This is a genomic window from Buttiauxella gaviniae ATCC 51604, assembly GCF_001654835.1.
GTDB classification, from domain to species: domain Bacteria; phylum Pseudomonadota; class Gammaproteobacteria; order Enterobacterales; family Enterobacteriaceae; genus Buttiauxella; species Buttiauxella gaviniae.
Genome location: NZ_LXEP01000044.1, coordinates 197,831 through 223,564, shown reverse-complemented (window position 1 = coordinate 223,564; position 25,734 = coordinate 197,831). Strand labels below are relative to the sequence as shown.

The window sequence follows — 25,734 nt, the reverse complement described above, 5'->3', positions numbered from 1 at the left end:
CGCAGGTCAATCTGGTTCTGGTCTGCATTTGGCACTGATGGTGTTCCGGTGAATGACGGGCTGGCTAGCGGTGCCTTTGCCCCAAGTGCATTACTTATTGTGGTGAAGAAATCCGCGTCATTATTGATAGCTGTTGCCAGCTTCTTTAGCGTGTTCAATACAGTTGGTGCGCCACCGTTTAATTCCGCGATTGCCTGAGCAACAAAAGATGTATTGGCAATGCGCAGGTCAATTTCGTCCTGATTTGCATTGGGAACAGTAGGTGTACCTGACAGTGACGGGCTATCCAGTGGCGCTTTAAGCTCAAGTGCCTGGGTGATACCAAGATTTGAGAGAAACGAGGCAATAGCGGCTGCGCCATCAGCTTTTATATCCGCGCCTGGATTAGTACGTGAAAGTGGACCCTTCCATGCAGTCCAAGAATTGCCGTTTCTCGTAGATGTCAGAGTGATAATCGAATCAGATGTGAATGTTCGGCGAATTGGGCTTCCAGAGTGAACGGTAAGCACACCTCCGGCAGCATCTGGCGAAGAGCTATTTGCTGGAGGAATGATATAAATACCGGGCTGGACTATCGCATTAATATCATCCCCAGCAGCCACGGCAGATTTCATCATTAATGCGCCGTAATTGTTTTCAGACATAAGCACCTCATTTAAAAATGTCAGGTGCGATTAAAATCCATTGGTGTGAAGGGGTACAGCGAGAGGGTGAGCGGTAGCGCCGTCAGCGGTTACTGACGGCATTTACGATTTTCAGGCTATCATTTCAAGGCATAGAGCATATAAAGACTCCTGAGTGCCGTTTAGCGACTCAAATGCTGCTTTACCGCCGCAAGTACCATCAGCATGAACGGGAATCAGCCAAGGATAAATAGCGCGTATTGATGGTGGTGCCGCGTACTGGTGGTGATGGTTGCATAGTGGTAACACAAACGAATGCGATCCCTTTGCTGTGCGTCCCTCTAAATGATGCAGGCTAACCACATCATTCACGATACCGTGAACATAACAGGCAATGCAGGGTAGAGCGCCTATCTTGTCCATTAATAAACGCTCTTCGGCTAAAGGCGTACGCCCTTTTAATCCGCGCCCACACGGTTTAATTTTTGCCCGTTCAATTACGCGAGATTGCCTCTCGCGCTGCTTGTCGTATTGCGCCTGTCTCCATTCGGGATCGGACTGTTTTTCGCGCTGGCGGGCAATCGCCCGCTGCTGATACTCACGCTGCTTATCTGCGTGACGTTGTAACTTTTCCTGTGCGGTTTTCATGTTGAGCGCTCCGCATATTAGTACGGAAGTTCGCGTTCAGGGATGAATACCGGAGCCTCGTTAATTAGGCCGTCACTCTCGACGTGCAGGATAAGTGTATCGACATAGCTTTTCGTGAACTCGTCACAGCGTTTCGCTATTTCATGAAGTTGTTGCAACTTTTCATCAGAATCAGCATTACCAGTGGCTATCTCACGCGCAATATCGGCCTTTTGTTGCATCTCATCAGCCATATCAATGTGTTGCTCGCGCTCAAGCTGTGACTGCGCAGCAAGAATAGTTTCGGCGCACACTTCGTCATCACCATCAGCCCCAACAATATCCGTGATGGTGTGGGTGACGGTAATTTCAGGCTTTGCCAATGCGTCAAAGTTCACATTGCCAGACATGAGGGCAAGTGTGTAAAACTCACGGCAGGCGTTATACCAGTTACGGCGGTTATAGCCTGTGCTGTTGTGCTGGCTAGTGATGTCAAAACCCTTGGCAATATCTCTATCAATATTGTTTTCAGCAATTTCTAAGATTTCATCAAAATGACCAACTTCAACGGCCTTAATAAAGGTTTCCTCTTCGGTATCAAGTGGGGAAATATCCGGTACAAAGGTGCTGGCTATGAGTGGCTTGGACATATCGCGCGTGTCATATACGCTGTTTGGATCGGCGGTAGAAAGCGCAATACCTGCCAGAGACTCCGCTAGTTCCATTGCAGTCATGGCGTCTACATGATTGCCAGTTCGTAAGTCGATTAGCTCATCTTCATCAGCTTTGAATACGCCGCCATTGACATAAAACGCCTGCCAGTGCTTATCAGTCAGGCCATAACGCAAAACGGTATCACGCGCAGTCTGCTCATCATCCAGGGTGAAGTTGCGCTGGTGAATGATGTCTTCAACAACTTCCGTAGGTGTTCTTAAAAACGGGTTGCGAGATTTAGCCTGGGCAACAACGGCGCTTCCAGTGAACTCGCCAGACGCTACCAGCATATTGAGGATAGATTCGGGTGTGGTTCGTGGGGATTTTGTCGGCTTCCATTCGCGCTGGCTATTCAGTGCGCGAGTTTTGCGGCGCTCTTTCTTTGAATCAGCCTGGTCTGCATCATCATCACCGTCTGTGATGTCCAGCGCCTGACGCAAGCCATAGCGACGGTAATAAGTGTACGTGGCCCCAAACTGCTGACACGCATCAAGGCGTTTATCTTGTTTGAGGTAGGCGGGCAGGATAAACGAAACTTCTGTACCTGTCGGGATGTGGTGAAATGTCGTCACCATATTAAATGGCAGGTTATCTACATCCTGGTCGCTTTGGGCGAGTGTTTGGTCAAGCATTAAACCATGCTGGTAAATAGGGTCACGCAGCATATCCAGCAGTTGCGCCAGTGAAGCATAGGTAAAGTCCAGTGAGTCGTTATAGTTATCGCGTACTGGGTTCTTTAACTCATGCACCATATGCGACAGCGCTTCGCGAGCATTGGCATATTGTTTGCCGGGTGCAATGTAGGCTTCTGGCGCATAACCAGAGGTGGCTTTTTCTGATTCTTCTTTGGCATTCTTTTGATGAACGGGAATCATAGCAGCACTGGCATAGCCAAGAGCTTTTAGCGTAACGAGGGTATGTGACAGCAGTTCGGCAGTGTCGGGAATAGATAATAATGTAGACATGGTGGTGCTCCTTTCGATGAGACTGAACCCTTTTGTAGAGGGTGGGCTGGAGCTACAAACCGTCGAAAGTCGGCGGGCATATTACACAGATTTTCACCTGCGCTATTAGCCGCACTCCAGCCCATAATTCAGCACTCACGTAGCATGATGCCACCAGAGCATAAAATTTGGGCGTAAAAAAATCACACTAACGGGGTGAAGGCCGCTTTCGATGGGTGTTTGTAGCACCTAGATATAGATCTTAAAGCAACTACATTTTAGAATCAAGGCACGAATAACCATAATCGGGTAATGGGTAATGTCTTGGAATAATTACGGTCTTAATGAACATGACGATACAGCGCAAATGCAGAGATTTTCAGGGATTTTTGCGGCAAGGTTCCAATGGAGAAGTGAAAAAGAAAGGATGATTTTCGAAACTACCGTTAAAAATACCCTTATGTGGACTGATAAAAGTGACAAATACGCATCTGACTTTTGTTCTGTGACTGGATATGACCGCGCTGAGTTTAATCAACTGATGAGTCGAATGTTTTACGAGTGGTCTGAGTATGTAGCGGACTATAAAAAACGAAATGCGATTAAGTAATAAGCAAATCGACTTGGGATAAGGTTTTTGCTGTAACTGATTGTTTGTTGGTATACTCCCGCCCGGTGCTTGAGGCTGTCTGTCTCATGTTACCGTGCGACAGATAGAAGAAAGCCCCGAAGGTCAATTTACATTAACCAACGAGGCCCTAATCCTGAATCGCAACTCGATTATAGCCTCTCAACGCTTAAATGCAACGGAGGCAACTTTGTTTTACAGAGCAGTAGTTTTGTTTCTCGCAATCTTTATCGCGGGGTTACTGGCGTATACAGCCCTTAACCGGACGCTTTGCGAAGCGTCAATAGGTCAGGGAGGTATGCAGGTAGCGGCAAAGTTCGCCTACGAAGCTGAAGCGAGTCGCTAACCCAAGGTGGGGGAAACCCCACCTTTTTTCGGGTTGTGAAACACGGCTTGAGTACCTTTTAAACGCCGCCCTTCGGGGCGGCTTTTCTTTTTGCATACCGCTCACATTTCTTTTGAATAACCTTGTTAAAAATCCATAATGGCGGCGAAGTGTCGAGGTTCCTTGTGATTATTCAATGGTTTTAGCCATTGCTTCGTATTGCCCTTGTGATGAGTTGCCACTCCACCCCCGGAGTGGCTTTTTTTTGTCTGTCATTCCTCCAGCGGTATAGCCGTTTCTGATCTGCCTCCATCCCCGTTACGCTGCATTCCTCACAAGGGGGGTATTGTGACTTTAAAGATAAATCGACGTGATGACGCGTTTGCAAAGCTGGTAGCCGAAGCGCGGGAAGCGCCGGGCTTCAGCTACGCAAAGTCACGCAGTAGGGATTACAAGGGCTTTAATGATGATTTCCATGCTGAAAAGTTGCTCAAAGACAGTGACATACAGCAGGCGGTCAGCATTTACAAAAAACATATTATTGCATCCGACATTGTCGGACGGCAGGAGGCATTAATTGACTTGTCGGCGCGTTTTCGTGCGCCGGATGCATCTGACGTGATGTTGCAGTTAATGGCACTGGAAAAGATGAGGCTGGAACCGGAAGTGTTTCAACGAAAACTCACAGAAATAGACACCAGAGCAGTAAAAACCATCAAGAAAACAAAGCACGGCTGGCAAGTTGAAGGTTTGGATAAATCAAACCTGGCTGCGCGGATACTAACGCTCGCGGGTGTTGATATCAGCAAGCCAATTACAGACGAAGGAAAACGCATTGCCCGTGAAACGCTGACTGAAATCTACCAGGACATTGACGATGACAGCGATTGAACAGGAACCAGAAAATGATTTAGAGCGCCGCCAGTACTGGCTTTCAGAAAAGAAAAAAATGTCAGAGTGGCGCAGGGTTATGCGTTCTTTGACGACAAAACCGCATCGCGTTAAATGCCTTCGTGGTGGTCGTGGTTCCAGTAAGTCCTGGAGGATTGCGGAAGCGCTCATTCAACTTGCGGTGCGGCATGACCTGAGAATCCTTTGTTTACGCAGGGTTCAAAAGTCTATTGATGCATCGTCACATAAGCTTTTGAGCGACACGATCCGCCGCCTGGGATATGAGTCTGAGTTCACGATAACCAACACTCATATCAAGGCAAAGTCAGGGGCAGAGTTTCGTTTTTTGGGCTTTCAGTCGAATCTCGACAGTATTAAATCTATCGAGGGCATAGATATCTGTTGGGTTGAAGAAGCCCACGGGATTACTGCCGAAGCATGGGAAACATTAGCGCCAACATTACGCCGTGAAGGTGCCGAATTATGGATCACGTTTAACCCGGCCTTTGCATGGGATGAAACCTTTGTTCGCTTTGTACTTAAGGCAGAGGACGATTGGTTTGTAGAAGAGGTTAACTGGTATCACAACCCATATTTCAATAGCACACTCGATAAGGAACGAACCTACACACTGAAATATTACCCGGACAGGTACGACAACATTTGGAATGGTGTCCCGGTTAGTGATTTACCGGGTGCTGTAGTTCACCGTGGCAACCTCGAAAAGCTCATTGTTAAGCCAGATTCAAAGCTGGCTAAAGCTTGTCGCACTGGCGTTAAAACCGCCGTGCTCGATGTTGCTGACGAGGGTGATGATGATTCGGTGTTGTCGTTTTTCGACGGGCGTTTTTTGTACCGTGTGGAACGACTACGGGCGCGCGACCCGGCGCAGCTAGCAGTACAAGCTTTAAAACTTGCAGAAGAAGAGGGCTGTAAAGTCCTGATTTATGACTCTGTGGGCGTGGGTGCTGGTGTTCGCGGTGAATTGAACAAATACGAAGATTCAGAAGTTGAATTTCGTAAGTTTGTCGCCCAGGGCAAAGTTTTGCGAAAAACCTCGCGTTATCGCGGTGGCCGCAACAACGAAGAAACATTTGAGAATCTTCGAGCACAGGCGTGGTGGTCATATCGTGATGCAGTCAATGACACGGTGCGCTGGATGGAAACTGGCATTATGCCGCCTGATGGTTTATTCGCTATTTCAAGTGATATTCCGCGCCGCTATCTCGACCGCATCCTTTCCGATTCCACTGGCGTTATGTGGGAAACCTCAAAGCAAGACAAAATCCTTATCGAAGATAAGAAAAAAGTTAAAAAGCGGCTGGGTGTGTCACCTGACTACGCCGACGCCATTTTCCCCCACCTGGTACGCATGAAATCAGGAATTATTCAATGACAGTAAAAACCAACACGATCCCCACTGAAGGGGTGCTAACAAAAGAAGGCTTACAGCCAGCCAGTTTCAACACTGATAGTTACGTAACCATGATGGAAAGCGTAGCTATGAGCGCAAAGGGGGCTGCTGGCATGAGTTCGCCAACGGCTAACCGGATGAAGGCGCGAGCCGCAGAAGGCATGATTCCAATGGTAGCGGCAATGACCGGGGAGTTATCCGGCATTGGCTGGCGCATTATCAGTGAGCCGGTTGCTGCTGCCATGCTCAATGGTTTTACCGTTGTGACTGAAAACCCGGACGATGCCAAACGCATACAGTTACTTTTTGATGATATGGCTATCTGGCAGGTGGTAGAGGTTGCCGCTGTGCTTAAGCGTCATCACGGCTGGTCTGTACTGGTGATGGGTGATGATTGGGTGCGTACCCATGGTGCGCACTGGATTACCCCCTCTAACGACTGGTATGAAGACTACAACTCGCCTTTATTTGGCTTGCCGGAAGGATGGCGCATCCAGCTTAAAAGCCCGATTGGTGGTGAAGTATTCATTGAGCAGGAAGATTCAATTCTGTTCGGTGAGAGAAACTACCAGCCTATCTACGCCATGAATGGTGTGGAATTTGGCGCACCATTGCTTTGCAGACCTTACGCCTCGCTCCAGCGCCTCGGCCTGTCACATGAATTAATCATCAGTATCTTGTCACTATCAGTGCAGGATATTTATAAGAAAGATGAACTGGCAGAGGATATGAAAAGCACCAAAGGCGAAGCGCAAGCCGCAAAGCGTATCGCAGGCATTGCCGCCACTCGCCATCTCAATGACATGATTGCCATTGATGCGGAAGAAGAAATAACCAGACTTCAATCAAACCTGACGGGAACGGCCGAAATTGTCGATATGGCAATTAAGCTGGTTTGTGCTGAAACAGGATTTCCGATCGCCATGCTTGCCGAGCGTCAGGGTGGATTATCAAACAGCGATACCAGCGCTGATGCTCAGTGGCAAAACCTCGTTTCGCATATCAATACCAACTACATCATTCCGGCGCTTAAGAAGCTGGCTATGCGCTATTTGGGTGTGCGTGCTGATTTTGTGCCGAACAAGTCACAAGGCCAGATTGACCGCGAAGTTGACCGGGATAAGAAACGCGCCGAAACCGCGCAGATTTATTACAACATTCGCGCAATTACCAGTGAAGAAGCCCGCGCCACCGCGCAGGAAACCGGGGCTGTTACGTTGCTATCCACTACCGCGCCAGCCAAAGGCACCATTGATGACCAAAGCGACGATGATTTAAACCAAAACACCAACACCAATAATGGTAATGACAATGCCGACGAGTGAGCCGCGCTATAACGCGCCTTACCCGTTGGGTATTGAAATGGTTTACGCCCAGCGCCTGAGCGATAACACACGCCAGATGGGAAAATGGATACAGGCCGCATGTTTAAAGGCTTATAGGGCTATTGGTAAATCCGGCGCAATAATCAATACCGATGCAGCAGACGGAAAAGACGTGTCTGTTGATGATTTGCTTAGTGATTTTCTGGCGGCGTCAACGGTCAAAAAAGTGCGCGTTTATGTTATGCGGAAGGGTAAAAATAACTTTTCCAGCATGACGCGCCGGCAGCAAGAAGCGCTGATTATGTCGGTAGCACAGTTGATTACACCTGATACCAAACCCTTGCTTCGAGCTATTCCCGGATTACTTAAAGATGGTGAGTTTGGTGCGGTTCCTGCCTTTATCATGAGCGAGGTAAGCAGGCAGGTTGGTATTGCCCTGGCTAACGACATTTCTAAAGTCACTGGCACCAAGCCCGATATGCATATTCGCGCCATTAATCACGCTGCTGATGAGGTTCAGTCTGCTATTACCCAGGGTAAATTTGGATTTACTGATAACTACTGGCAAAACCATTATCAGCGCTTTCGTGTCGACGGTGTGCCGCTCGTCGACATGAAGAAAGCGTTACCCGCCACACCTGACACGGCGGGCGCGGTTACAAAGCAGGCTGCAAACCTTTACGAACCCCTCCGCATTGCCAGCATCACCCCATCTTTACCCGCCATGGAAACCACGCGCAAACAGCTTACTGAGGCGTCGCTAGAAGATTTCAAGGTAGTTATTCGCGCTGCTGATGGTCATAACCTTGCCAGTGGAATCACGCTTCCAACTGAAAAAATGGCAGACCTTATTTCTGTTGACGCTTTTGAGGGTGATAAGGCGCTGAGTCAGGCGCTAGCAGACCAGATTGAGCAAAGCATGGGCCGCATGCAGAACGTTTCAGATGAAGCCCTTCAACGCGGAATTAAGGTTGTACAGGAGGGGTTACGCGAAGGTATGCCGTCAAGCTGGGTTGAGGAACAGCTTATTAAAGAGATGGAAATTCCCGCTCGCCGTGCCGCAAATGTTGCCCGAAATGAGGTTGGCAATGGTCGCGCTGCAAGGGAGGCGCACAGCGCCAAAATGATGGGTGTGACGCTTTACCGCTGGCGGGGTCGGCTGGACGAAAGAGAGCGCAAAGAACATGTTAAGCGCGAAGGTCGAGCCTACTACTTCAACCGTCCGCCACCTGATGGCAATCCAGGTGAACCGCATATTTGCCGATGCGAAGCCGAAATGCTGTTTGTGGATTCGGACGTTGAAAAAGCGGAGAAAGAAATTGCTGCAAGAAACGCAGGTAAACACTGACGCAATAAAACAATGGACGATAACCCCGGAGGGTTATCTCCAGATTGATATCCCCATAGCCACCCCCGGCGTACTGGTATACGACAAAAAGCGCGGTGATGCATTCACCGCGAAAGAATACCGCTCACCTGATGAGTTGTTTAATCAGGACTCAATGAATAGTCTCATCGGCAAGCCTGTGACAGTGTCACACCCTCGCAATGGTCTGGTTACGTCCAAGAATTATCGGGCGGTCAGTGCAGGTGTGGTAACGGCTGTCATGCGTCAGGGTAATGAGCTAATCGCCCGCGCACTGGTTCAGGATGAAAAATCTATTCGCCTGATTCAGCAGGATAAAAGTTTACGCGGCGCGTCGGCGGGTTATCAGTGTGACGACAAGCCAAAAGAGGTGGGGCGCTCTACTGATGGTCAGGAATTTGACACTGTTCAGAAGGGCATTAATTACAACCACCTGAGCATTGTGCGCAACCCACGGGTAAAGACGGCAACATTTAATCTGGATGGTGAACCAATGGAATTAGAAGAGGCGTTAGCCAAAATCGAAACGCTGGAGACTGAGAAGCAGACGCTGACCAGTGACCTCAGCAAAACACGCGGCGATCTGATTAAGGCGAATACTCGCCTGGTTAATATGGATTCTGCCAGCAATGAAGCTTATGACCGTGGTGTTGCAGATGGTCGTCAGGAAAACAGCCTGAAAGAAGCCGCAAAGCGCCTGAATATCAACACTGATAGCCTGGGTGATATCAATCTGGTCAAGCAAGCCATCATCAAAAAAGCGCATCCAGAAGTAAACATGGACGGCTGGAGTGATGAGCAGACCGATGTTGCGCTGTCTATGGCGTTGGTGGCCTGTGGCAAAAAGTTTGAACAAACCCCGCGTAACCCTCGCACTAACATCAATAACGATGAGCAGGGCGAAGCCAAAAACGCACACAGCGAATACCAGAAGCGCACCTTTGGTCATAAAAAAGAGGCGGCTAAATAATGCAAACCACCATTAAAAGTGATTTTGATGCAGGTTCACCAGGTGATTTAGCTACATTGCCTTCATTCCGATCCTCCGCTCGCGTTACTTCTCATCGTGCTGGCGGTGAAGTTGCACCGGGTGATGCCGTTAAGCTGGGTTCCGGCAATGATTCTACCGTAGTCGCATTACCTGATAACGGTGCAGTAACTGACGCGTTGGGTATTGCTGTTTCCGCTCACTCAAACATGTCAGCCACACCGGGATTTGGTAGCAATACCAAAATCGGCGCAGTAACAATTAATTGCCCTGTTGGCATTGTTGAGCAGGGTCCAGTTCGTGTAGCGGTCAAAGCTGGTGAATCACCGAAGGTTGGCGATTTGGCTGCACCAAAAGGCCGCAACACGACTACCGGTTATATGGAATGGGGGGTTGCTGGCTCATCGGCTAAAAGTCGTTTCCGTTTTGAAACGCCAACCCAGAAGGGCGGCACAGCTATCGTGATGGTCACTGACGGTGACGTGATGGCGGCGGGTTATCCGCATGACGTGCCTGTTACTGGTGTGACTATCGCACCAAAGGCAGCAACTAAAGCAGTTGGTGCGACTCAGCAATTTACACCGACCATTACCCCTGCTGGTGCAACTACTAAGGGCGTAAAATACGCAACCAGTAATGCAAATGTTGCCACTGTTGATGCCGATGGGCTTGCAACTGTTGTTACTGGAGCAACCGCAGCAGCGACCGCAACGATTACTGTCACCACTGATGATGGTGGTTTCACTGACACCGCTGTAATTACCGTGGGCTAACTGGGAAAACAAGAAGAATGAATGAAAAACATTTAGCCCAATTCTTTGGGCTGTACTTTGCGGATGCTCAAGCCGCTGGCTCAATGCCAACCATCAATACCGATGAGCAAGGGTTAATTTTTGCCCGTGACCTTATTTCTATGTCGACTGATGTTTACATGGAAGAAATGCCAGCACCTGTTGCGCTTACGATGTTTGCACAGGAACAAGGCATTAACGAAGGAGCGAAGTACGCAGGCTACCGCATGTATTCTGCGGCGGGCATGGCGAAAATCATGGCGGCATTTGGTACTGACATGCCAATGATGAGCGCAAAAGGGAAAGAGTATTTTGCGCTGATGTACGATTTCGGCCTGGGTTACGGGTACACCTACAGTGATGTTATGGCTGCGGCTATGTCTGGTACACCACTGGACAATATTCTTGCAATGAATACCCGCGAAGCACACGAGCGTACTATTTCTAATCTGCTGTGGCGTGGCGATCGTGAATATCAGATTATCGGTTTTATCAGTCATCCAAACATTCCACAGGTGGCGTTGAAAGGTGGTTGGGCTACGGGTGATGGTGATGATATTGCTGATGATGTTTCTGCACTTATTGCCGCCGTAAACTCCAGCAAGATTTACGAAACCAACGAAGTGCATTTCCCATCTAAAGCATGGTCAAAAGTCCAGGGTAAACGCCTGTCCGGTACGCTGGGGACTGTACTGTCATTCCTACGTACTTCATACCCAGAAGTAACATTCCGCAAAAACTCCGATCTGGATGATGACGGCATTTTAGTTGCTCTGGCAAACAACCGCCGTAACTTCGCACAGGCTACGCCTTTATTGTTCCGTCAATTGCCTGTTCAGCGTAGCGGGCTTGACCTGTCTATCCCATGCTTATCGCGTAGTGCTGGTGTTATAACCCGTGCACCATTAGCCGCCGCTAAATCATCGAAGGTAATTTAATCAATGGACGAATTAAAGACCATTTTCCTGACAAATCTAACCGAAGCGCCGATCCACATCTTGGCTAAAAACGATGAGGGTGGGATTGAAAACGTTGTTGTTGCTCCGCTGGAGGTTGTAAGCGTTCCGGCAGCTACGCTGCAAATTGGTGGTGTTAAGCAGTTTCTGGATGAAAAGAGGCTAAAACAAGTTAGCGCCGCCGAAGCTAAAAAGCTCCAGAAAGAGCATGACGGCGTTGTTGAGTCAGACGACGAGTAAGGGCATAGCATGACGGTAGATGAGTGGTTAGCCATTCTGTTACCGGGTATCACATTAGATAAGGGCGCAGTTAGCGCCCTTTCTAATCAGTGTAAGCGGCTCTATGACCTTCAAGCCGCTGCGGATTACGGTTATGAATCAGAGCGTCTTGTGGCGCTATATGTAGCCGCTAACCTCGCCCCGATAACTATTGAAGGATTAAGCGCAAGCGTTCGCGGCATGGCAAGCCGCAAGGAAGGAAAGGTTGCAATTAGCTACACGGCATCAGCGCAAAAGGCGGGCTGGCAGGGTACTGATTGGGGCCGGGAATTTCTTGATGCAATGAGCGACCTTTCAGGCGGTTGTATTATCGTCGGTCACGCTGATTAACAGCATATTGTACTAATAAATGCGATTGGCCAGCTTTGGCGCCCACAGTGTTAATGCGGTGAAACCCTTCTTTTATAGTGAAACATTCTAATTTAGTTAAATTGATTTAGGAGTTCGATCCATGCCATCACCAATTATGAAGTTTTTTGCATACGAACATCTTCCATCACATCTGCAAGAAGTAAGTAAACCAATCGGCGAATTGGCAAAACAGATGGATGAAAGCCTGCCTGATAGTGGTGAAAAGTCAGCAGGTCTGCGCAAGTTGCCAGAGGCAAAAGACGCGCTGGTTAGAGCGTCTATGGGGTAGCCATGAGAGGCGGCGCAAAGTTTGAAACACGCGGCTATGACCGAGTTATTCGCCAGCGTATTAAGTCACTGGCAAACATCAAGGTAACAGTCGGCATTCATCGCGGCAAACAGCATGAAGGCGTAGACGTTGCCACTTACGCCGCCTGGAACAACTTCGGCACTAAAAACGCGATGGGTTGGGAGTTAATTCCGGCCCGTCCGTTTATGACTTATTCGGCAAACCGTATTCAGGGCTGGATGCAATCATCCCAATACCAGCAGGTTATCAGGCAGGTTATTGACGGCAAGAAAACAGCAGGCCAGGCCGCTAATTATATTGGTGCAGAAGCTTACCGAATGACGCGCCGCACGCTGATGACTGCAACCCTCTACAAACCAAACTCAGAAGTGACTATTGCCCGAAAAATCAAAAAGTACGGTGTGCAAAAGCAAGTGCTTGAATCTAGTCATTTCCTCTTCGATACCGTCGCATACAAGGTCACACAAAAATGAGACGACTAATCCAATACTGGCAACCGCTGGAGTCTGAGAATGTGGCGGGTATTGTTCGCCAGGAATATTCAGACCAGCAATCCGCTTTTCTCAGTATGCAGCCCGTTGATGGTAACGGCTCATTCCGTCAATACCTATCGGGCCGTAAGCCACAGGACTATTACGAAGCTATCGGCGAGGCTGACCTGTTGGTTACTGAGGAAGGTGAGCATAACGGCGCTATCGTGCTGTGTGGTGGCAAATATTACGAGGTGGTACAGCGTCAGGAGTGGTTAAACGGCGTGATAAACCATTTTGAATATCTGCTTTTCATTATGAAAGAACAGGACGCCCTCGAGCTGGTGGGATAATGGCAACCTATACGGTCAAATTAATGACCGTTGGCGGGGAAATTGCTTACCCGGATTACCGGGCAGAGAAAGCGACATTTACCGCTAACGGCAACAGCAAAGATATTTTGTTTACCCCCTACAACGGAAGCGATCCGGTTTCTGTCACCGCAATTGAATTAAGCACCAACGGCAGCGCGTCAATCACGATTCCCGTCGATGCCCTGATTTCTGTTGGCACTGTCATCAAGTTCCCGGCAGGCACACTAAAACTCACGGATAGCCAGGCAAACCCTTTAATCATGACAGGTGCGCCTTATGTCGCTTTGGTGCGGCTGCGGCAGGCGCTTATTGCATTGATGGGTGATAACCCACTTTACGCGCAACAAAAACTTCCTGAGCCAAAAGAGACATTTACAGCAATTCATTTGCTCTCTACATCCCGCGAGCCATATCCCTTTGATAAGACGTGGGACGGTGATTACCGGGTGTATCACTATAACTGCTCGGCAGAAGTGGTAATTATCCGTTCGGCTGATGATGCTCAGGCATTTCTGGAGAATTTCCTCTACCAGATTGACAGTACAGAGGGGGATTTCTGGCAATTCGAAAATAACTGCTGCCTTGACCGCTCAAGCGATTTCGAGAATAGCTCACCGCTTATTGATAACCTCGTTTACCAGCAAATGGCCCAAGTGACAATGTCACTTCAATTTGTGTATCAGTATTACAAAAAAGAGAGTTGGATTGCTGGCGCTGCGGTAGATGCAGGCGCTAAACAGGCAACTCTCACTATCAGAGGTTACTAAATGGCGAATTTAAGTCGACTTTTTAGCGTCAAGATTGGACGACAAACAACGGCCGCGAAATATGGTGTTTTCGGGGTGGGGATTATCCTTGCTCCGGTTTCGGGGTTTTATGGGGTTACATACGGAACGTATGAAACGCACAGTGCAGAAGAATTTGATTACACCTATGCGGTTTATACCAACCCAGACGATCCGGCTCTTGATGGTATGTCAGGCGACAACCTGAAAGCAGTGCAGGCGTACTTTTCCCAAAAACCCGCCCCGGATACGCTGGTGGTGGGTGATATTTCATTGGTCTATAGCAAGACCATGATTAAGCTTAATGGTGTACCTGTTGGTGGCGCACCAGCCGATAAAAAAGCCACTATCGCATACATTACTGTCGCGGGAGAATATCGCTACGCCAGCTATAACGGAACAGCATGGGCAGGTAGCACAGGTGCAGCAGCAGATATTGTTGTTGATACTAATAACGCTGACCAGTTCAACGTAACAGGTCGTGTTGTCTATCTGGAAGGTGCAGACGTTCTGCATGAGCAGTCAACAGCGCAGGGTTCACAGGTTGCGGCTGCTATTGCCAGCATTAAAAATCAGTACAACAAGTTCTTTATGTGTATGACCACCTCGCGCAATTTGACCATTCAGAAAGCTATTGCTGATTGGGTTGAATCTCAGATTGATAAGATGGGTGTATTCATTGATGACTACACCTCTTCAACCTGGGCAACAGACAGCATTACCAAGTATTTGCACGATAAAAACTTGTCTGGTTCTTTTGCCATCTCTACCAAAAAGCCTAAAAACTTCCTTGATGCTGCTATTGCTGGGCGTTGTCTGGTCATGCAACCAGGCTCAGAAACATGGGCGCTTAAGACGCTTAACGGTGTCATGAGTGATGACTTTACCGAAACAGACTATCAAAAAATTATCGCACTCAATGGCAACACCTTTGAGGATTACGGTTCGGGCGTCACGGTCACTTACCCTGGCACCTGTGGTGACGGTGAGTCAATCGAAGTGGTTCGCTTTGCTTACTGGCAGGCTGACCGTATGCAAAAAGACCTCGCCACACTGTTTGTAAACCGCAACAAGGTTGGTCACGACATGCCGGGTTACGAAGTGGTCTGCAACAAAATGGAAAGTTCACTCAAAGCAGGCCAGAGCGCGGGCGGCATCATTGAGAACTTTACCGATGAGAATGGCGATCTGATTCGCGGCTTCGAGGTATTCCGTCCGACAATGGCAGAGGTTAGCGCCGTCCAGCGCATCAAAGGCGACCTTACTGTGAAATTCCAATTCTATCTACGCCACGCCATTAAGCATGTAGATGCTATTGGCACAGGCATGACCTACGGGATTTAAATTATGTTTTTAGGAAATATGTCCTCAAAAGACTGGTTAATTACCGTAGGTGTTGTCCCGGTTATTGGCCTAGCTAAAGACAGTAATATCACTGTCGAAGTTCCTGATGACCAAATCACGGTCACATCTGGTATTGGTGGCGACTGGTCATTTATTGAGAATCCGAGCGAAGAGGGTTCGGTTACGTTTACGACGCAGCGAAATTCCCCGGTAAATACCGCGCTTGCTCTGATGCAGAAAACAAAGGCGGTTATTCCTGTTTCTGTCACCAACACGCGCAATCTTTCCGTTCATCGTCTGGGTTATGCGATGTTTGCCCGCCAGCCTTCTGACGGTGCAAATAATGGTGTTGGCGCTCAAACACTGGAATGGAAGCTGGTAACAGGTGAGCTGGATTCAACCATCATTGGGGGGATCGTGCGCTGATGGATGATTCAATTAAGCACGTAGAAATCAACGGCAATAAATACTGCATTGTCCGTATGAGCGCCTTTGATGCTGTTCACTTTAACTTGCGTGTCGCTGAAATTCTGGCGAAACATGGCATCAACCAGGTCGAAAGCATTCTCTCGATGTCGACGAAGGTTTTCGGGATGCTCAATCGTGAAGACCATGACGAACTGCTTTTTACATTGCTGTCAAAATCCCGCGCTCAAATCCTGAATGAAGACGGTGATTTTCTTGATAGCTGGGATGCAGTTAACACCGTTTACACGGCGGCAAACATTGCTGATGTGTATCTGGTTGCGCTGGAATGTCTCAAACTTTCCGTGCTTCCCGTCGCTACAGGCTTAAAAAAAAATATTGGTCTGGACACGGCGGTAACAATGCGGGGAGCCATGCAACAACTGTTCAGCAGCTTGCTGAAAACCTTGACCGCACCGTCCGCACAGAACTCGTCATCTGGCGAGTGATTGAAAGCGGTCTGATTGACTACGCAGATGTAGTTACAGGCCGCGCCTCCTTTGATTCCATTATGAGAGCTTCCGCCGTTATCCAGTTTGATAACGCGGTTTCTCACGCCATTAATAAGGTGAAAAAATGAGTGAACAAGGCGACCTCGTCACCAAGATTGACGTCATACCTGATTTGGCAGGTATTGATAGCTTTGATGCAGCCATTGAGCGTGCAATTGGAAAGGTTAACCAACTCGACGCAGCCATTAAGCGTGTAAATAACCTCAAGCCAGCCAGCCCATACGCCCCACGAAACACAGCGGCAGCGCCATCAGTGGCTACTACAGCAGCCGTTGCCACAATCGCCGCTACAGGCGCTAATCTAATTACTCGCACACCGTTAGCGGAAACTGTCAGAAAAGAGGCGCAGAAAGTTGCTCGCGCTGCGGTGGAAGGTACAGCAAGCGGATTAACTGGCCTTCCATCCCCGGCGTTACGTTTGCCACCCACACAACAGCTAGCAGCAGTATTGCCAGCGCTGAAACCACCTGTTATTCAACGGATCCAACCGTTGCCACAGCAAACGGTCGCGCCAGTTCCTGTGGCTCCGGTGCCGCGAATTACACCACCTGCGCCACAACCAGCGGCAGCATTACCGACACCGAAACCACCTGTTATTCAACGGATCCAACCGTTGCCACAGCAAACGGTCGCGCCAGTTCCTGTGGCTCCGGTGCCGCGCATTACGCCATCTGCACCACAGCCAGCGGCACCAAAAGCGCCCAGCCCATCATCGGGCGGCGGTGGTCTGTCCATTCCTCCTCAACAACATCAAAACTGGTCGAATGGTCACGCTGGTGGGTTAGCTACGCGAGCCGATGCAAATTTTGCAGGTACAAGAAAAGGGTTTTCAATATTTGGGGAGAGCACCCCGCGTAAAATCAACGATATTGATTTGGGTGGTACTGATTGGAATGAAGCATCAGGGAAAAGTAAGCCCAAAAAGAAACCTGTTGCGGAAGGTGTGGAAAGAGCAACAGGCGGTGGATTAGGTGTTGAAAACCTAATAGGCGGAGCCACGTTAACAGCAGGTGTTGTTGCAGCCTGGAATGGGGTTTCTGCTAGCCTGGACTCTATTCAACGCCAGCAAGCCCAAATTGCCCGGCTAGCACAGACTACCGGTGATGCTAAAGACGCATTCTTTGCTCTTAATCAGGCCGCTAGCGATGTGCGTAGTGATAGCGGTGCGTTTATCTCCACTTATACCAACATGGCAACCGCCACGCAAAAATTAGGCCTGTCGCAAGAGCAAACTATTCAGGCAACACAAGGGCTGGTGGGCGCACTTCAATTGGGTGGTGGTAGTGCTGAGTCGGTAAATGCAGCCCTTTACCAAATGGGCCAGGCGTTTTCTTCTGACCGATTCTCAGGTGATGAATTTAAGTCGTTTATGGAAGCTATCGGCACGATGGCACCAGAAGTAGCGAAAGCCTTTGGAACCGATGTTAAAGGGCTTAGAGACATGTCTACTGAGGGGAAATTAACCGCAGAAACCATGATTAAAGCTTTCCAGAAGCTGGCAGCAAGCAACGCTGACCTGTTGAAAAAGCAGGGTTGGACATGGGGCCAGGTCACTACTGTGATGAAAAACGATTGGCAGGCGTTCTTAGCTAAAGCCACCATTAGTGGCGAGTGGCAAAAATTCACCGATTGGGCGGCAAACACGCTCATTCCTGTTGCAAGAAAAGCTGAAGGCGAAGTAGCAGAGTTTTGGTCTACGCTGGCAGATGAAAGTAAAGCGGCGATCCTTATCGGTATCTTGGGGGCTGTGGGCGCGGCGTTTTTCGCATTAGCTACACCAGTGCTTGCGGCTGTTTGGCCTTTCCTTGCTGTTGGTGCGGCTGTGTGGCTGCTGTATGAAGCCTTTGTAGAATGGAAGGCATGGTTAAACGGGGAGGGTGGAACGGTATTTGATAGCCTGTTTGGTAGTTTTGATGAATTCGAGAAGCGATATCCGAATCTCATTGCTGCCTTACGAAAGCTAATTGATTTGGGCGGGAAGGCTGCTGCGGGAATAAACAATTCAACAAAAAATAATAATGATAGTGGTTTTTTTGGGGATATAGTTGAGCACCCTATTAAAAGCGCGATGGATGGAATATATGAGATGACACCTCTAGCGTCCACTGTCAGAGCGTTTAAAGGGATTACTTCAATGTTCGATTTAAATCCGCTAACAGGGGTTGAAAGCGCATTGGGAATGGCTTCCGGTTCAGGTGGTTCTGGTATGAATGTAACCAACAGTGGCAACAAGACTACAACTATTTATGTCAATAGCGCGAAAGAGGCTGCTGATACGGTAAATAATATTAGTGATGCAGGTGCCATAAATGGAGATATCAGTGGTAACATTGCTGAGTCGACAGGGGCAAGATAAGGGATAAAACAATGCCAAAAAATGAATTTAAAGATTTCGCAACTTTCAGCACTCTAATTACACCAAAAATTATTACAGTGGTTTATTGGGTGTTTACTGCATTACTTATAATCGGTGCAATATTTAGTTGGCTGCATGATAGTGAGGGTGCAAGTCTTGGGTTTGCTGTTTCCCTCGTAGGTATGCGCGTAATGTTTGAATTGATAATGGTATCCTTTAAAAACAACGAATATCTGCGTCGAATATGCGAGGCGACTGAGGCAAAAAAAGGCGAATAACAGCCAGCGGTAACACCATGTAACCGAAGCGCCCAGCGTGACAAAATCCCCTCATCGAAGGGGATTTTTTTTGGGGTTTTTTATGGCTGGTGGCATGGGTGGAGCGATAACAGCGCCACGAGATAACCGGGCTGTGATGGTCTTTGAATCAGGGGTGACGGTGTCACTTAGGCTCAAAACCAGAGAAAGCTTTGAAGCAAAACGAACAATTACCCAGGGGAAAATCGAAACCGGCTATAAAATTTCTGACGGGACAGTAGACGATCCGAAAGTGGTATCGTTTGAGGGAATCATCACTGGTGCAGATATGCCGTACATGTATGGTTTTCTGCATACCACGCAAAACATGATTTTCGCGATGAATCAGGCACAGCAAATTATTGCTGCGTTCGATATGAAAGAGTTTGTCTCGGTCTACACATCATTCATGGCAATGCCGCAAAGTGTCATTCAGTCGCTGAATGTTGAAGCCGAGCCAAAGAAAAATTATCTCACCATCAAGATGACCGTTCAGAAAGTTGATACGGTCACTTTTCAGCGTTCACGCACCCAATCAGCGCAAGCAAAAACTTCCAGCACGGCAGGGAAGGGGACAGTTGCGGCTGGGAAGAAAAGCGCAACGGTAGTAGATCCAAAGAAAGAACCTCAAAAAACTTTCGCCCTTGAGAAGATTCGCCGCTTGATGGGAGGTTCTTAAGTGGAGGTGAAATATTACGAAGTAAGCGTTATCCCTTCCATTCCTGACCAGGAATTTACCACCTCATTAAATGGCCTGATTCTTAATGTCAGACTGTTCTTTGCCACTACAACCAAGCTGTGGTGGCTCCAGATTTCTGATGCAGACCGCGCAGTTACACTGTCACAAATTTGCTTGCGTCCGGGGGTTTGGCATCGGCTTTTAGGCAAGTTGCCAGGCTATGCGGGTGCAGGTGCTATTGGCGTTGCACGCTTGCGTCCAAATGATGCATTTGGCGATGTGAATGCTTTTTCTGGGTCGTTTGGCCTGTTTCTTTGCGATGAAGTGGAGGGTGATTAAGTGGAGCGATTATGGGAATGGGTTACTTATCGCGCGGGGTTAGCAACGGCAACTATGGCAGCACTATCTTTGAACGAATTCGCTATTCTGGTTGGTATTATCTGCACCATAGTTAGCTGTGGAGTTAATTGGTATTACCAGCGTAAGAAATATATGCGAGATATTGGGGCGCGTATACATGGGGAATAAGAACAGGCTGAGTGTAGTCATGCTCTCACTAATTTCAGTCGGGGCGAGCGCTCCGGTATTAATGGCGCAATTCCAGCACGAAAAAGAAGGAGCCAGTAACACTGCATATCAAGATGCCGGGGGGAAATGGACTATTTGCGGTGGCGTTACTTATGTTGAAGGTAAACCAGTAATTCAGGGCATGAAATTAACACAAGCCCAATGCGAAAAAATAGACAAGAAGGAGCAAGCAAAGGCGTTAGCGTGGGTTGATAAAAATATCCATATACCATTAACCGAACCTCAGAAAGTTGGAATAGCTTCATTTTGTCCGTGGAATCTTGGTTCTGGAAAATGCTTGCCGTCTGGTTTTTTACGCAAGCTAAATGCTGGAGATCGGCGCGGTGCTTGTGAAGAGATAAAGCGTTGGATATGGGACGGAGGGAAAGATTGCCGCATTAAATCGAATAACTGTCGTGGTCAGGTTGAGCGCCGAGACCAGGAGTCAGAATTAACATGCTGGGGATTAGATTAATGAAAACACGCTACGCCGTTGTGATTGGTTGTTTTGTTGTCTCGTCATTGGGTGGTCTTGGTTTTGCAATTCATCACCATGGATACCTATCAGGTCAGTCCGATAATAATCAGACGTGGGAAATTAAATGGGCCAAACGGGACGGTAAAGATTTGCTTGAGCTTGCAGGTCGTCAGCTTGCCGAACGCGAAGAAGAGAATCGCCGCCAAAAAGAAAAAGAGGAAATTGTAAAGAATGCAGAAATCGAAAAACAAAAAGCCCTGGCTGATGTTGCTGCCGCTGATGCTGTTGCTGACCAGTTGCGCGGAACGCTTGCCAGTATCCGGCATCAGTTCGCAGCCAGTGAAACCAGCAAGCTTTCCACAAATGCCGCAGTCAGGTATTCAGCCGCCGAAACCATCGGAGTGCTTGCCGACATGCTCACGGAATCTGATAAGCGTTCGGGAGCGCTGGCGCGATACGCTGATGAAGCTGCAGGCGCCGGAGCCATCTGCAACAGCACCTACAGCGCAGTGACGCGGGTTGTTGAGTGATCGAAACAGATCAATTAATGAACATCATTTAATGCGTCAATTAATAGGGCAATGAAAGGAGGGGGGGTGTGATGTAGCTCAAATGGATGTAGTTGCTTTTTACCATGACTTCACTTAAGCTTGAAATCACTGGGGAACATGGGGTTTCCTGATTTTACGTAGATAACATACGGTTTACTTCGTTTTCTGGGCTATTTAACATAATATACATTATGCGCACCAAGGTTCTGGAGGCTCAATGCTAATGTCTAATCGTGGCTCATTAGGAATGTCTGTTCTATAGTTCTCTCTGAGCCTCGCGCCTGGACGACTCCCGTTAGTACCGCGAGGATTCTCCAGTGACTACAGCTCAACCCGGAATGTTCACCTTGAAAGAAATCAACCGTACCAAGATTCTTCAGGATGTCATCGATCGCAATCTCCGTCCCGGCCAGGCTGCTGAAATGCTTGGTATTACTCCCCGACATTGCAGCAGACTGATTAGCCGTTACCGCCAGTCAGGTCCGCTTGGCGTGACGAACCGTAGCCGCGGACGCCCTGGCAATCGCAGATTACCTGAAACGCTCACCGAACGCGTCCTGCATATTATCCGTGAAAATTATGTCGATTTTGGTCCAACTCTGGCCAGAGAAAAACTTGAAGAAACCCATGGGCTTATCTTAGGAAAAGAAACAGTTCGCCGGCTCATGATTAAAGCTGGTATTTGGGTCCCACGTAGTAAGCGCGCGCCCCGCATTCAGCAACCAAGATATCGCTGGGCATGTACAGGTGAACTGGTCCAGATAGACGGCTGTAATCATCACTGGTTCGAATCCCGTGCCAAGCCATGCACTTTACTAGTTTACGTTGACGATGCGACAAGCTGCCTTATGCAGCTGCGCTTTGTAAAATCTGAGTCTACATTCACCTATTTCGTGGACACACGGAGCTACCTCGAAAAGCATGGTAAACCGATGGCTTTGTACAGCGATAAAGCCAGCGTATTCAGAATCAACAATAAAAAATGGGCGCACCTGACGCTTCAGGACCGCCTGGTCAAGGAGCTCAGGCTCCAGGGTATCAGTTCCATGGAAGCTGCGAACGTATTTGCCGAAGAATTCATGAACGATTACAACCCTACTCCACCTATGACAAGCTTTCTGAAATCGACCAGGGGGCCATTGTTGACAACAAACGTCTGGGGCGGGCCCCAGAAATGGCGCAGTTGGTCCAGGCCGAGCGGGATAATAACCGGTCGCAGTCCGTTCCATCCGGCGACGGTCCTTCACGCAGGCGTAAAGCCCCCACGACGAAGAAATCCCAGCGCTCCCTTGATCAGGACGATATGTTCAATGTGCCCTGGTGAAACTTCAGTCACGCTCTGAAGAGATATTTGGAAAGAAACCGATTTAAAGCCCGGTAATCCATCCGGGCATGCCTGGCTGTCAGATTTTGGCCTGATTGACCCGTGCCGAGAGCTCCTGATGACTCTCTTTCCTTTCGCTGTAGCGGTCAGCCAAATAGCCTGTGTGTCCCTTGAGGATTAACGTAATTTTGAACAACTCTTCGGTAACGTCGACAATCCTGTCGTACCAGACTGAAGGTTTCATGCGCCCTTCATCATCGAATTCCTGCCATGCCTTTGGCACTGACGACTGATTGGGGATGGTGAACATCCGCATCCAGCGGCCAAGTATCCGCATCTGGTTCACCGTGTTAAACGACTGTGAACCACCACAAACCTGCATGACCGCCAGCGTTTTGCCCTGGGACGGACGAACAGCACCTTCACTCAGAGGTATCCAGTCAATCTGGGCCTTCATCACCGAGCTCATGGCGCCATGTCTTTCCGGAGAACTCCAGACCATTCCGTCACACCACCTGACCAGCTCGCGGAGTTCAAGCACCTTGGGGTGACTTTCGGGCGCATCATCTGGTAACGGTAGACCGGATGGGTTAAAGATTTTCACCTCAGCGCCCATCTTTGCCAGCAACCGCCCGGCCTCTTCCGCTGCAAAACGACTGTAGGACCGCTCTCGTACTGAACCGTACAGGATGAGAATTCGCGGCATTGTTTCGTTGTTGCCCGTAAGTTTGCTGGCAAGCGCATCATCAAAATAAGCCGGTTCGATTGCTGGTAAGTCGACCATAAAAATCTCCATGTCATAAGCTATACTTTAAAAGTTATCACATATGAAATATCATATGTATTGTTATTTTTTGACGAGGTTAAGCATGCTACAGCCTGTTCAGCTTTTTAAACTGCTCGCCGACGAAACCCGTTCGACTATCATGATGCTACTCAGGGAGTCCGGTGAGATGTGCGTCTGTGACATCTGTGCGGCAACCGCAGAATCTCAGCCAAAAATCTCACGACATATGGCGCTGTTACGCGAAGCAGAACTGGTCATCGACCGCCGCGAAGGAAAATGGGTGCATTACCGACTGTCGCCACACATGCCTGCATGGGCTGCGGGTATTATTGATACAGCCTGGAACTGTGAACGAGAAAACATACGCAACAAGCTTAGTAGTGCGGCATCTGCCTCCTGCTGATGACGATGTATATATTCGACTAAACAAATGTGAATGGAGTTTCTGATGTTACTGGCTGGTACTATCTTTTTATTCACGCTCGTCCTGGTTATCTGGCAACCCAGAGGGCTGGGGATTGGCTGGAGTGCCTCATTGGGCGCAGGTCTGGCATTGCTGACTGGCGTCGTTCATCTGGGGGATATTCCGGTGGTCTGGCAGATAGTGTGGAATGCGACCGCCACCTTTATTGCCGTGATTATCATCAGTCTTCTGCTCGATGAATCCGGCTTCTTTGAATGGGCCGCGCTGCACGTTGCCCGTTGGGGGAATGGCCGGGGGCGACTGCTCTTCACCTGGATCGTGCTGCTTGGCGCGATGGTCGCCGCACTGTTCGCCAACGACGGTGCCGCACTGATCCTGACGCCTATCGTTATCGCGATGCTGCTGGCGTTGGGATTCAGCAAGGGGTCAACCTTAGCGTTTGTCATGGCCGCTGGGTTTATCGCTGACACGGCAAGCCTGCCGCTGATTGTCTCAAATCTGGTGAATATCGTCTCGGCGGATTTCTTTAAGCTTGGTTTCTCCGAATATGCCGCTGTGATGGTCCCGGTTAACCTGGTCGCGATTGCGGCTACGCTGGCGATGCTGCATTTGTTTTTCCGTAAGGACATTCCAGCCGTTTACGACGTTGCTCTGTTGAAAGAACCGAAAGACGCTATACGCGATGTGAATACCTTTAAAACTGGCTGGCTGGTTCTGGTGTTGCTTCTGGTGGGATTCTTCGGACTGGAGCCGCTGGGCGTACCGGTCAGTCTGGTCGCAGCCGCTGGTGCATTGCTTCTGTTTGCTGTTGCGAAAAAAGGGCATGCCATTAACACCGGTAAGGTGCTGCGTGGTGCGCCCTGGCAAATCGTTATCTTCTCGCTGGGGATGTACCTGGTGGTCTACGGCTTACGTAATGCCGGTCTGACCCACTATCTCTCTTCCTACCTGAATCAGCTGGCAGAACAGGGATTGTGGGCGGCAACGCTGGGTACGGGCTTCCTGACGGCCTTCCTGTCATCGGTGATGAATAATATGCCGACCGTGCTGGTTGGAGCGCTGTCGATTGATGGCAGCACAGCAACCGGTGTTATCAAAGAAGCGATGATTTACGCCAACGTCATCGGCAGCGACCTGGGGCCAAAAATTACCCCTATCGGCAGTCTGGCAACGTTACTGTGGCTGCACGTTCTGTCGCAGAAAAACATCAAAATCACCTGGGGATATTACTTCCGGGTGGGGATTGTCATGACAATCCCCGTGCTGTTTGTCACGCTGGCAGCACTGGCGCTTCGTCTGTCTTTCACTTTGTAATGAGATACTGATATGAGCAACATTACCATTTATCACAACCCGGCCTGCGGCACGTCACGCAATACCCTTGAGATGATCCGCAACAGTGGGACTGAACCCACGATTATTCTTTATCTGGAAACACCGCCAACCCGCGAGGAACTTGTAAAGCTGATTGCAGATATGGGGATCACGGTTCGAGCGCTGTTACGCAAGAATGTCGAACCTTTTGAAGCGTTAGGGCTGGCGGAAGACCGCTTTACTGACGAGCAGTTAATCGATTTTATGTTGCTGCACCCTATTCTGATTAACCGGCCAATTGTTGTGACTCCGTTGGGTACTCGTTTATGCCGACCTTCTGAGGTGGTGCTGGATATTTTGACTGATGAGCAACGTGGAGCATTCACTAAAGAAGATGGTGAATGCGTTGTTGATGCACAGGGTAAACAGTTCAAGAAATAAGTACATCTCAAGGGAGTACTAAGCGTACTCCCTTG

General features: G+C 48.9%; 32 protein-coding genes and 1 pseudogene. 29 read left to right on the top strand and 4 right to left on the bottom strand.

The window, feature by feature from the left end; genetic code table 11:
- The 3 genes from M977_RS25905 to M977_RS22065 form a co-directional block, all read right to left on the bottom strand.
- Nucleotides 1-644 (bottom strand): pyocin knob domain-containing protein (locus tag M977_RS25905; protein WP_245163530.1); only part of this gene is annotated, 644 nt, incomplete at its 3' end.
- Nucleotides 645-755: 111 nt separating this feature from the next.
- On the bottom strand, nucleotides 756-1,271 hold the full coding sequence (locus M977_RS22070) for a Ref family recombination enhancement nuclease (RefSeq protein ID WP_064518889.1): 516 nt from the start codon (nucleotides 1,269-1,271) through the stop codon (nucleotides 756-758).
- 17 nt (nucleotides 1,272-1,288) lie between these two features.
- Complete coding sequence (locus M977_RS22065; RefSeq protein WP_064518888.1) at nucleotides 1,289-2,929, bottom strand: ERF family protein; 1,641 nt, start codon at nucleotides 2,927-2,929, stop codon at nucleotides 1,289-1,291.
- A 298-nt stretch (nucleotides 2,930-3,227) separates the two neighbouring features.
- Here M977_RS22065 and M977_RS22060 point away from each other — a divergent pair, with 298 nt between their 5' ends.
- From M977_RS22060 to M977_RS21940, 26 genes and pseudogenes are all read left to right on the top strand, one after another.
- The gene (locus M977_RS22060; RefSeq protein WP_064518887.1) at nucleotides 3,228-3,518 is read left to right on the top strand and encodes a hypothetical protein; all 291 of its coding nucleotides are present in this window, start codon (nucleotides 3,228-3,230) and stop codon (nucleotides 3,516-3,518) included.
- Between the two features lie 208 nt (nucleotides 3,519-3,726).
- The gene (locus M977_RS25360) at nucleotides 3,727-3,882 is read left to right on the top strand and encodes a Hok/Gef family protein (protein WP_157092110.1); all 156 of its coding nucleotides are present in this window, start codon (nucleotides 3,727-3,729) and stop codon (nucleotides 3,880-3,882) included.
- A 327-nt stretch (nucleotides 3,883-4,209) separates the two neighbouring features.
- Nucleotides 4,210-4,752, top strand: coding sequence for a hypothetical protein (locus M977_RS22050; RefSeq protein WP_064518885.1), 543 nt, complete (start codon nucleotides 4,210-4,212; stop codon nucleotides 4,750-4,752).
- Nucleotides 4,739-6,148: a PBSX family phage terminase large subunit gene (locus M977_RS22045; RefSeq protein WP_064518884.1), complete on the top strand. Its 1,410-nt coding sequence runs from the start codon at nucleotides 4,739-4,741 to the stop codon at nucleotides 6,146-6,148. The genes M977_RS22050 and M977_RS22045 overlap by 14 nt, the downstream gene beginning before the upstream one ends.
- Nucleotides 6,145-7,491: an anti-CBASS protein Acb1 family protein gene (locus M977_RS22040; RefSeq protein WP_064518883.1), complete on the top strand. Its 1,347-nt coding sequence runs from the start codon at nucleotides 6,145-6,147 to the stop codon at nucleotides 7,489-7,491. Before M977_RS22045 ends, M977_RS22040 begins: the two co-directional genes overlap by 4 nt.
- The gene (locus tag M977_RS22035; RefSeq protein WP_064518882.1) at nucleotides 7,478-8,839 is read left to right on the top strand and encodes a phage minor head protein; all 1,362 of its coding nucleotides are present in this window, start codon (nucleotides 7,478-7,480) and stop codon (nucleotides 8,837-8,839) included. Before M977_RS22040 ends, M977_RS22035 begins: the two co-directional genes overlap by 14 nt.
- Nucleotides 8,811-9,827 carry a DUF2213 domain-containing protein gene (locus M977_RS22030; RefSeq protein WP_064518881.1) on the top strand — a complete coding sequence of 339 codons (1,017 nt, stop codon included), beginning with the start codon at nucleotides 8,811-8,813 and terminating at the stop codon, nucleotides 9,825-9,827. The genes M977_RS22035 and M977_RS22030 overlap by 29 nt, the downstream gene beginning before the upstream one ends.
- A complete protein-coding gene (locus M977_RS22025; protein ID WP_064518880.1) occupies nucleotides 9,827-10,618 on the top strand; it encodes an Ig-like domain-containing protein in 792 nt (263 codons plus the stop codon). The genes M977_RS22030 and M977_RS22025 overlap by 1 nt, the downstream gene beginning before the upstream one ends.
- Nucleotides 10,619-10,635: 17 nt before the next feature.
- Nucleotides 10,636-11,574 carry a major capsid family protein gene (locus tag M977_RS22020; RefSeq protein ID WP_064518879.1) on the top strand — a complete coding sequence of 313 codons (939 nt, stop codon included), beginning with the start codon at nucleotides 10,636-10,638 and terminating at the stop codon, nucleotides 11,572-11,574.
- Between the two features lie 3 nt (nucleotides 11,575-11,577).
- The gene (locus M977_RS22015; protein ID WP_064518878.1) at nucleotides 11,578-11,832 is read left to right on the top strand and encodes a hypothetical protein; all 255 of its coding nucleotides are present in this window, start codon (nucleotides 11,578-11,580) and stop codon (nucleotides 11,830-11,832) included.
- Between the two features lie 9 nt (nucleotides 11,833-11,841).
- Nucleotides 11,842-12,201: a DUF4054 domain-containing protein gene (locus M977_RS22010; RefSeq protein ID WP_064518877.1), complete on the top strand. Its 360-nt coding sequence runs from the start codon at nucleotides 11,842-11,844 to the stop codon at nucleotides 12,199-12,201.
- A gap of 121 nt (nucleotides 12,202-12,322) precedes the next feature.
- Entirely contained in the window at nucleotides 12,323-12,511 is a 189-nt protein-coding gene (locus M977_RS22005) for a hypothetical protein (RefSeq protein ID WP_064518876.1), read from the top strand.
- Between the two features lie 2 nt (nucleotides 12,512-12,513).
- Nucleotides 12,514-13,005 carry a phage virion morphogenesis protein gene (locus M977_RS22000; RefSeq protein WP_064518875.1) on the top strand — a complete coding sequence of 164 codons (492 nt, stop codon included), beginning with the start codon at nucleotides 12,514-12,516 and terminating at the stop codon, nucleotides 13,003-13,005.
- Entirely contained in the window at nucleotides 13,002-13,355 is a 354-nt protein-coding gene (locus tag M977_RS21995; RefSeq protein WP_064518874.1) for a hypothetical protein, read from the top strand. Before M977_RS22000 ends, M977_RS21995 begins: the two co-directional genes overlap by 4 nt.
- Nucleotides 13,355-14,143 carry a hypothetical protein gene (locus M977_RS21990; RefSeq protein ID WP_064518873.1) on the top strand — a complete coding sequence of 263 codons (789 nt, stop codon included), beginning with the start codon at nucleotides 13,355-13,357 and terminating at the stop codon, nucleotides 14,141-14,143. The genes M977_RS21995 and M977_RS21990 overlap by 1 nt, the downstream gene beginning before the upstream one ends.
- Nucleotides 14,144-15,505 (top strand): DUF3383 family protein, encoded by a 1,362-nt coding sequence (locus M977_RS21985; RefSeq protein WP_064518872.1) that lies wholly within the window; start codon nucleotides 14,144-14,146, stop codon nucleotides 15,503-15,505.
- A 3-nt stretch (nucleotides 15,506-15,508) separates the two neighbouring features.
- On the top strand, nucleotides 15,509-15,931 hold the full coding sequence (locus M977_RS21980) for a phage protein (RefSeq protein WP_064518871.1): 423 nt from the start codon (nucleotides 15,509-15,511) through the stop codon (nucleotides 15,929-15,931).
- Complete coding sequence (locus M977_RS21975; protein ID WP_064518870.1) at nucleotides 15,931-16,419, top strand: phage tail assembly chaperone; 489 nt, start codon at nucleotides 15,931-15,933, stop codon at nucleotides 16,417-16,419. The genes M977_RS21980 and M977_RS21975 overlap by 1 nt, the downstream gene beginning before the upstream one ends.
- Nucleotides 16,420-16,546: 127 nt before the next feature.
- Nucleotides 16,547-18,838 carry a tape measure protein gene (locus tag M977_RS25900; RefSeq protein WP_083962987.1) on the top strand — a complete coding sequence of 764 codons (2,292 nt, stop codon included), beginning with the start codon at nucleotides 16,547-16,549 and terminating at the stop codon, nucleotides 18,836-18,838.
- Between the two features lie 11 nt (nucleotides 18,839-18,849).
- Nucleotides 18,850-19,116, top strand: coding sequence for a DUF4282 domain-containing protein (locus M977_RS21965; RefSeq protein WP_064518869.1), 267 nt, complete (start codon nucleotides 18,850-18,852; stop codon nucleotides 19,114-19,116).
- Nucleotides 19,117-19,198: 82 nt separating this feature from the next.
- Complete coding sequence (locus tag M977_RS21960) at nucleotides 19,199-19,813, top strand: phage baseplate protein (RefSeq protein WP_064518868.1); 615 nt, start codon at nucleotides 19,199-19,201, stop codon at nucleotides 19,811-19,813.
- A 6-nt stretch (nucleotides 19,814-19,819) separates the two neighbouring features.
- The gene (locus tag M977_RS21955) at nucleotides 19,820-20,152 is read left to right on the top strand and encodes a phage baseplate plug family protein (protein ID WP_245163529.1); all 333 of its coding nucleotides are present in this window, start codon (nucleotides 19,820-19,822) and stop codon (nucleotides 20,150-20,152) included.
- Nucleotides 20,153-20,341, top strand: coding sequence for an HP1 family phage holin (locus tag M977_RS24680; RefSeq protein ID WP_074392093.1), 189 nt, complete (start codon nucleotides 20,153-20,155; stop codon nucleotides 20,339-20,341).
- Nucleotides 20,331-20,855 (top strand): lysozyme, encoded by a 525-nt coding sequence (locus tag M977_RS21950; protein ID WP_064518866.1) that lies wholly within the window; start codon nucleotides 20,331-20,333, stop codon nucleotides 20,853-20,855. The genes M977_RS24680 and M977_RS21950 overlap by 11 nt, the downstream gene beginning before the upstream one ends.
- Nucleotides 20,855-21,388 (top strand): DUF2514 family protein, encoded by a 534-nt coding sequence (locus M977_RS21945; protein ID WP_064518865.1) that lies wholly within the window; start codon nucleotides 20,855-20,857, stop codon nucleotides 21,386-21,388. The genes M977_RS21950 and M977_RS21945 overlap by 1 nt, the downstream gene beginning before the upstream one ends.
- Nucleotides 21,389-21,726: 338 nt before the next feature.
- Nucleotides 21,727-22,780: pseudogene (locus M977_RS21940) on the top strand (ISNCY family transposase).
- A 32-nt stretch (nucleotides 22,781-22,812) separates the two neighbouring features.
- On the opposite strand, the gene arsH reads toward M977_RS21940, so the two are convergent.
- Nucleotides 22,813-23,517, bottom strand: a complete 705-nt coding sequence (arsH, locus tag M977_RS21935; RefSeq protein ID WP_064518864.1) for an arsenical resistance protein ArsH — start codon at nucleotides 23,515-23,517, stop codon at nucleotides 22,813-22,815.
- An 85-nt stretch (nucleotides 23,518-23,602) separates the two neighbouring features.
- Here arsH and M977_RS21930 point away from each other — a divergent pair, with 85 nt between their 5' ends.
- Genes M977_RS21930 through arsC form a run of 3 tightly spaced genes read left to right on the top strand, consistent with a single transcriptional unit; the run spans nucleotide 23,603 to nucleotide 25,699 of the window.
- Nucleotides 23,603-23,923: a metalloregulator ArsR/SmtB family transcription factor gene (locus M977_RS21930; protein ID WP_064518863.1), complete on the top strand. Its 321-nt coding sequence runs from the start codon at nucleotides 23,603-23,605 to the stop codon at nucleotides 23,921-23,923.
- Nucleotides 23,924-23,968: 45 nt separating this feature from the next.
- Entirely contained in the window at nucleotides 23,969-25,258 is a 1,290-nt protein-coding gene (locus M977_RS21925; protein WP_064518862.1) for an arsenic transporter, read from the top strand.
- A 12-nt stretch (nucleotides 25,259-25,270) separates the two neighbouring features.
- A complete protein-coding gene (arsC, locus tag M977_RS21920) occupies nucleotides 25,271-25,699 on the top strand; it encodes a glutaredoxin-dependent arsenate reductase (RefSeq protein ID WP_064518861.1) in 429 nt (142 codons plus the stop codon).
- Nucleotides 25,700-25,734 lie beyond the last annotated feature (35 nt).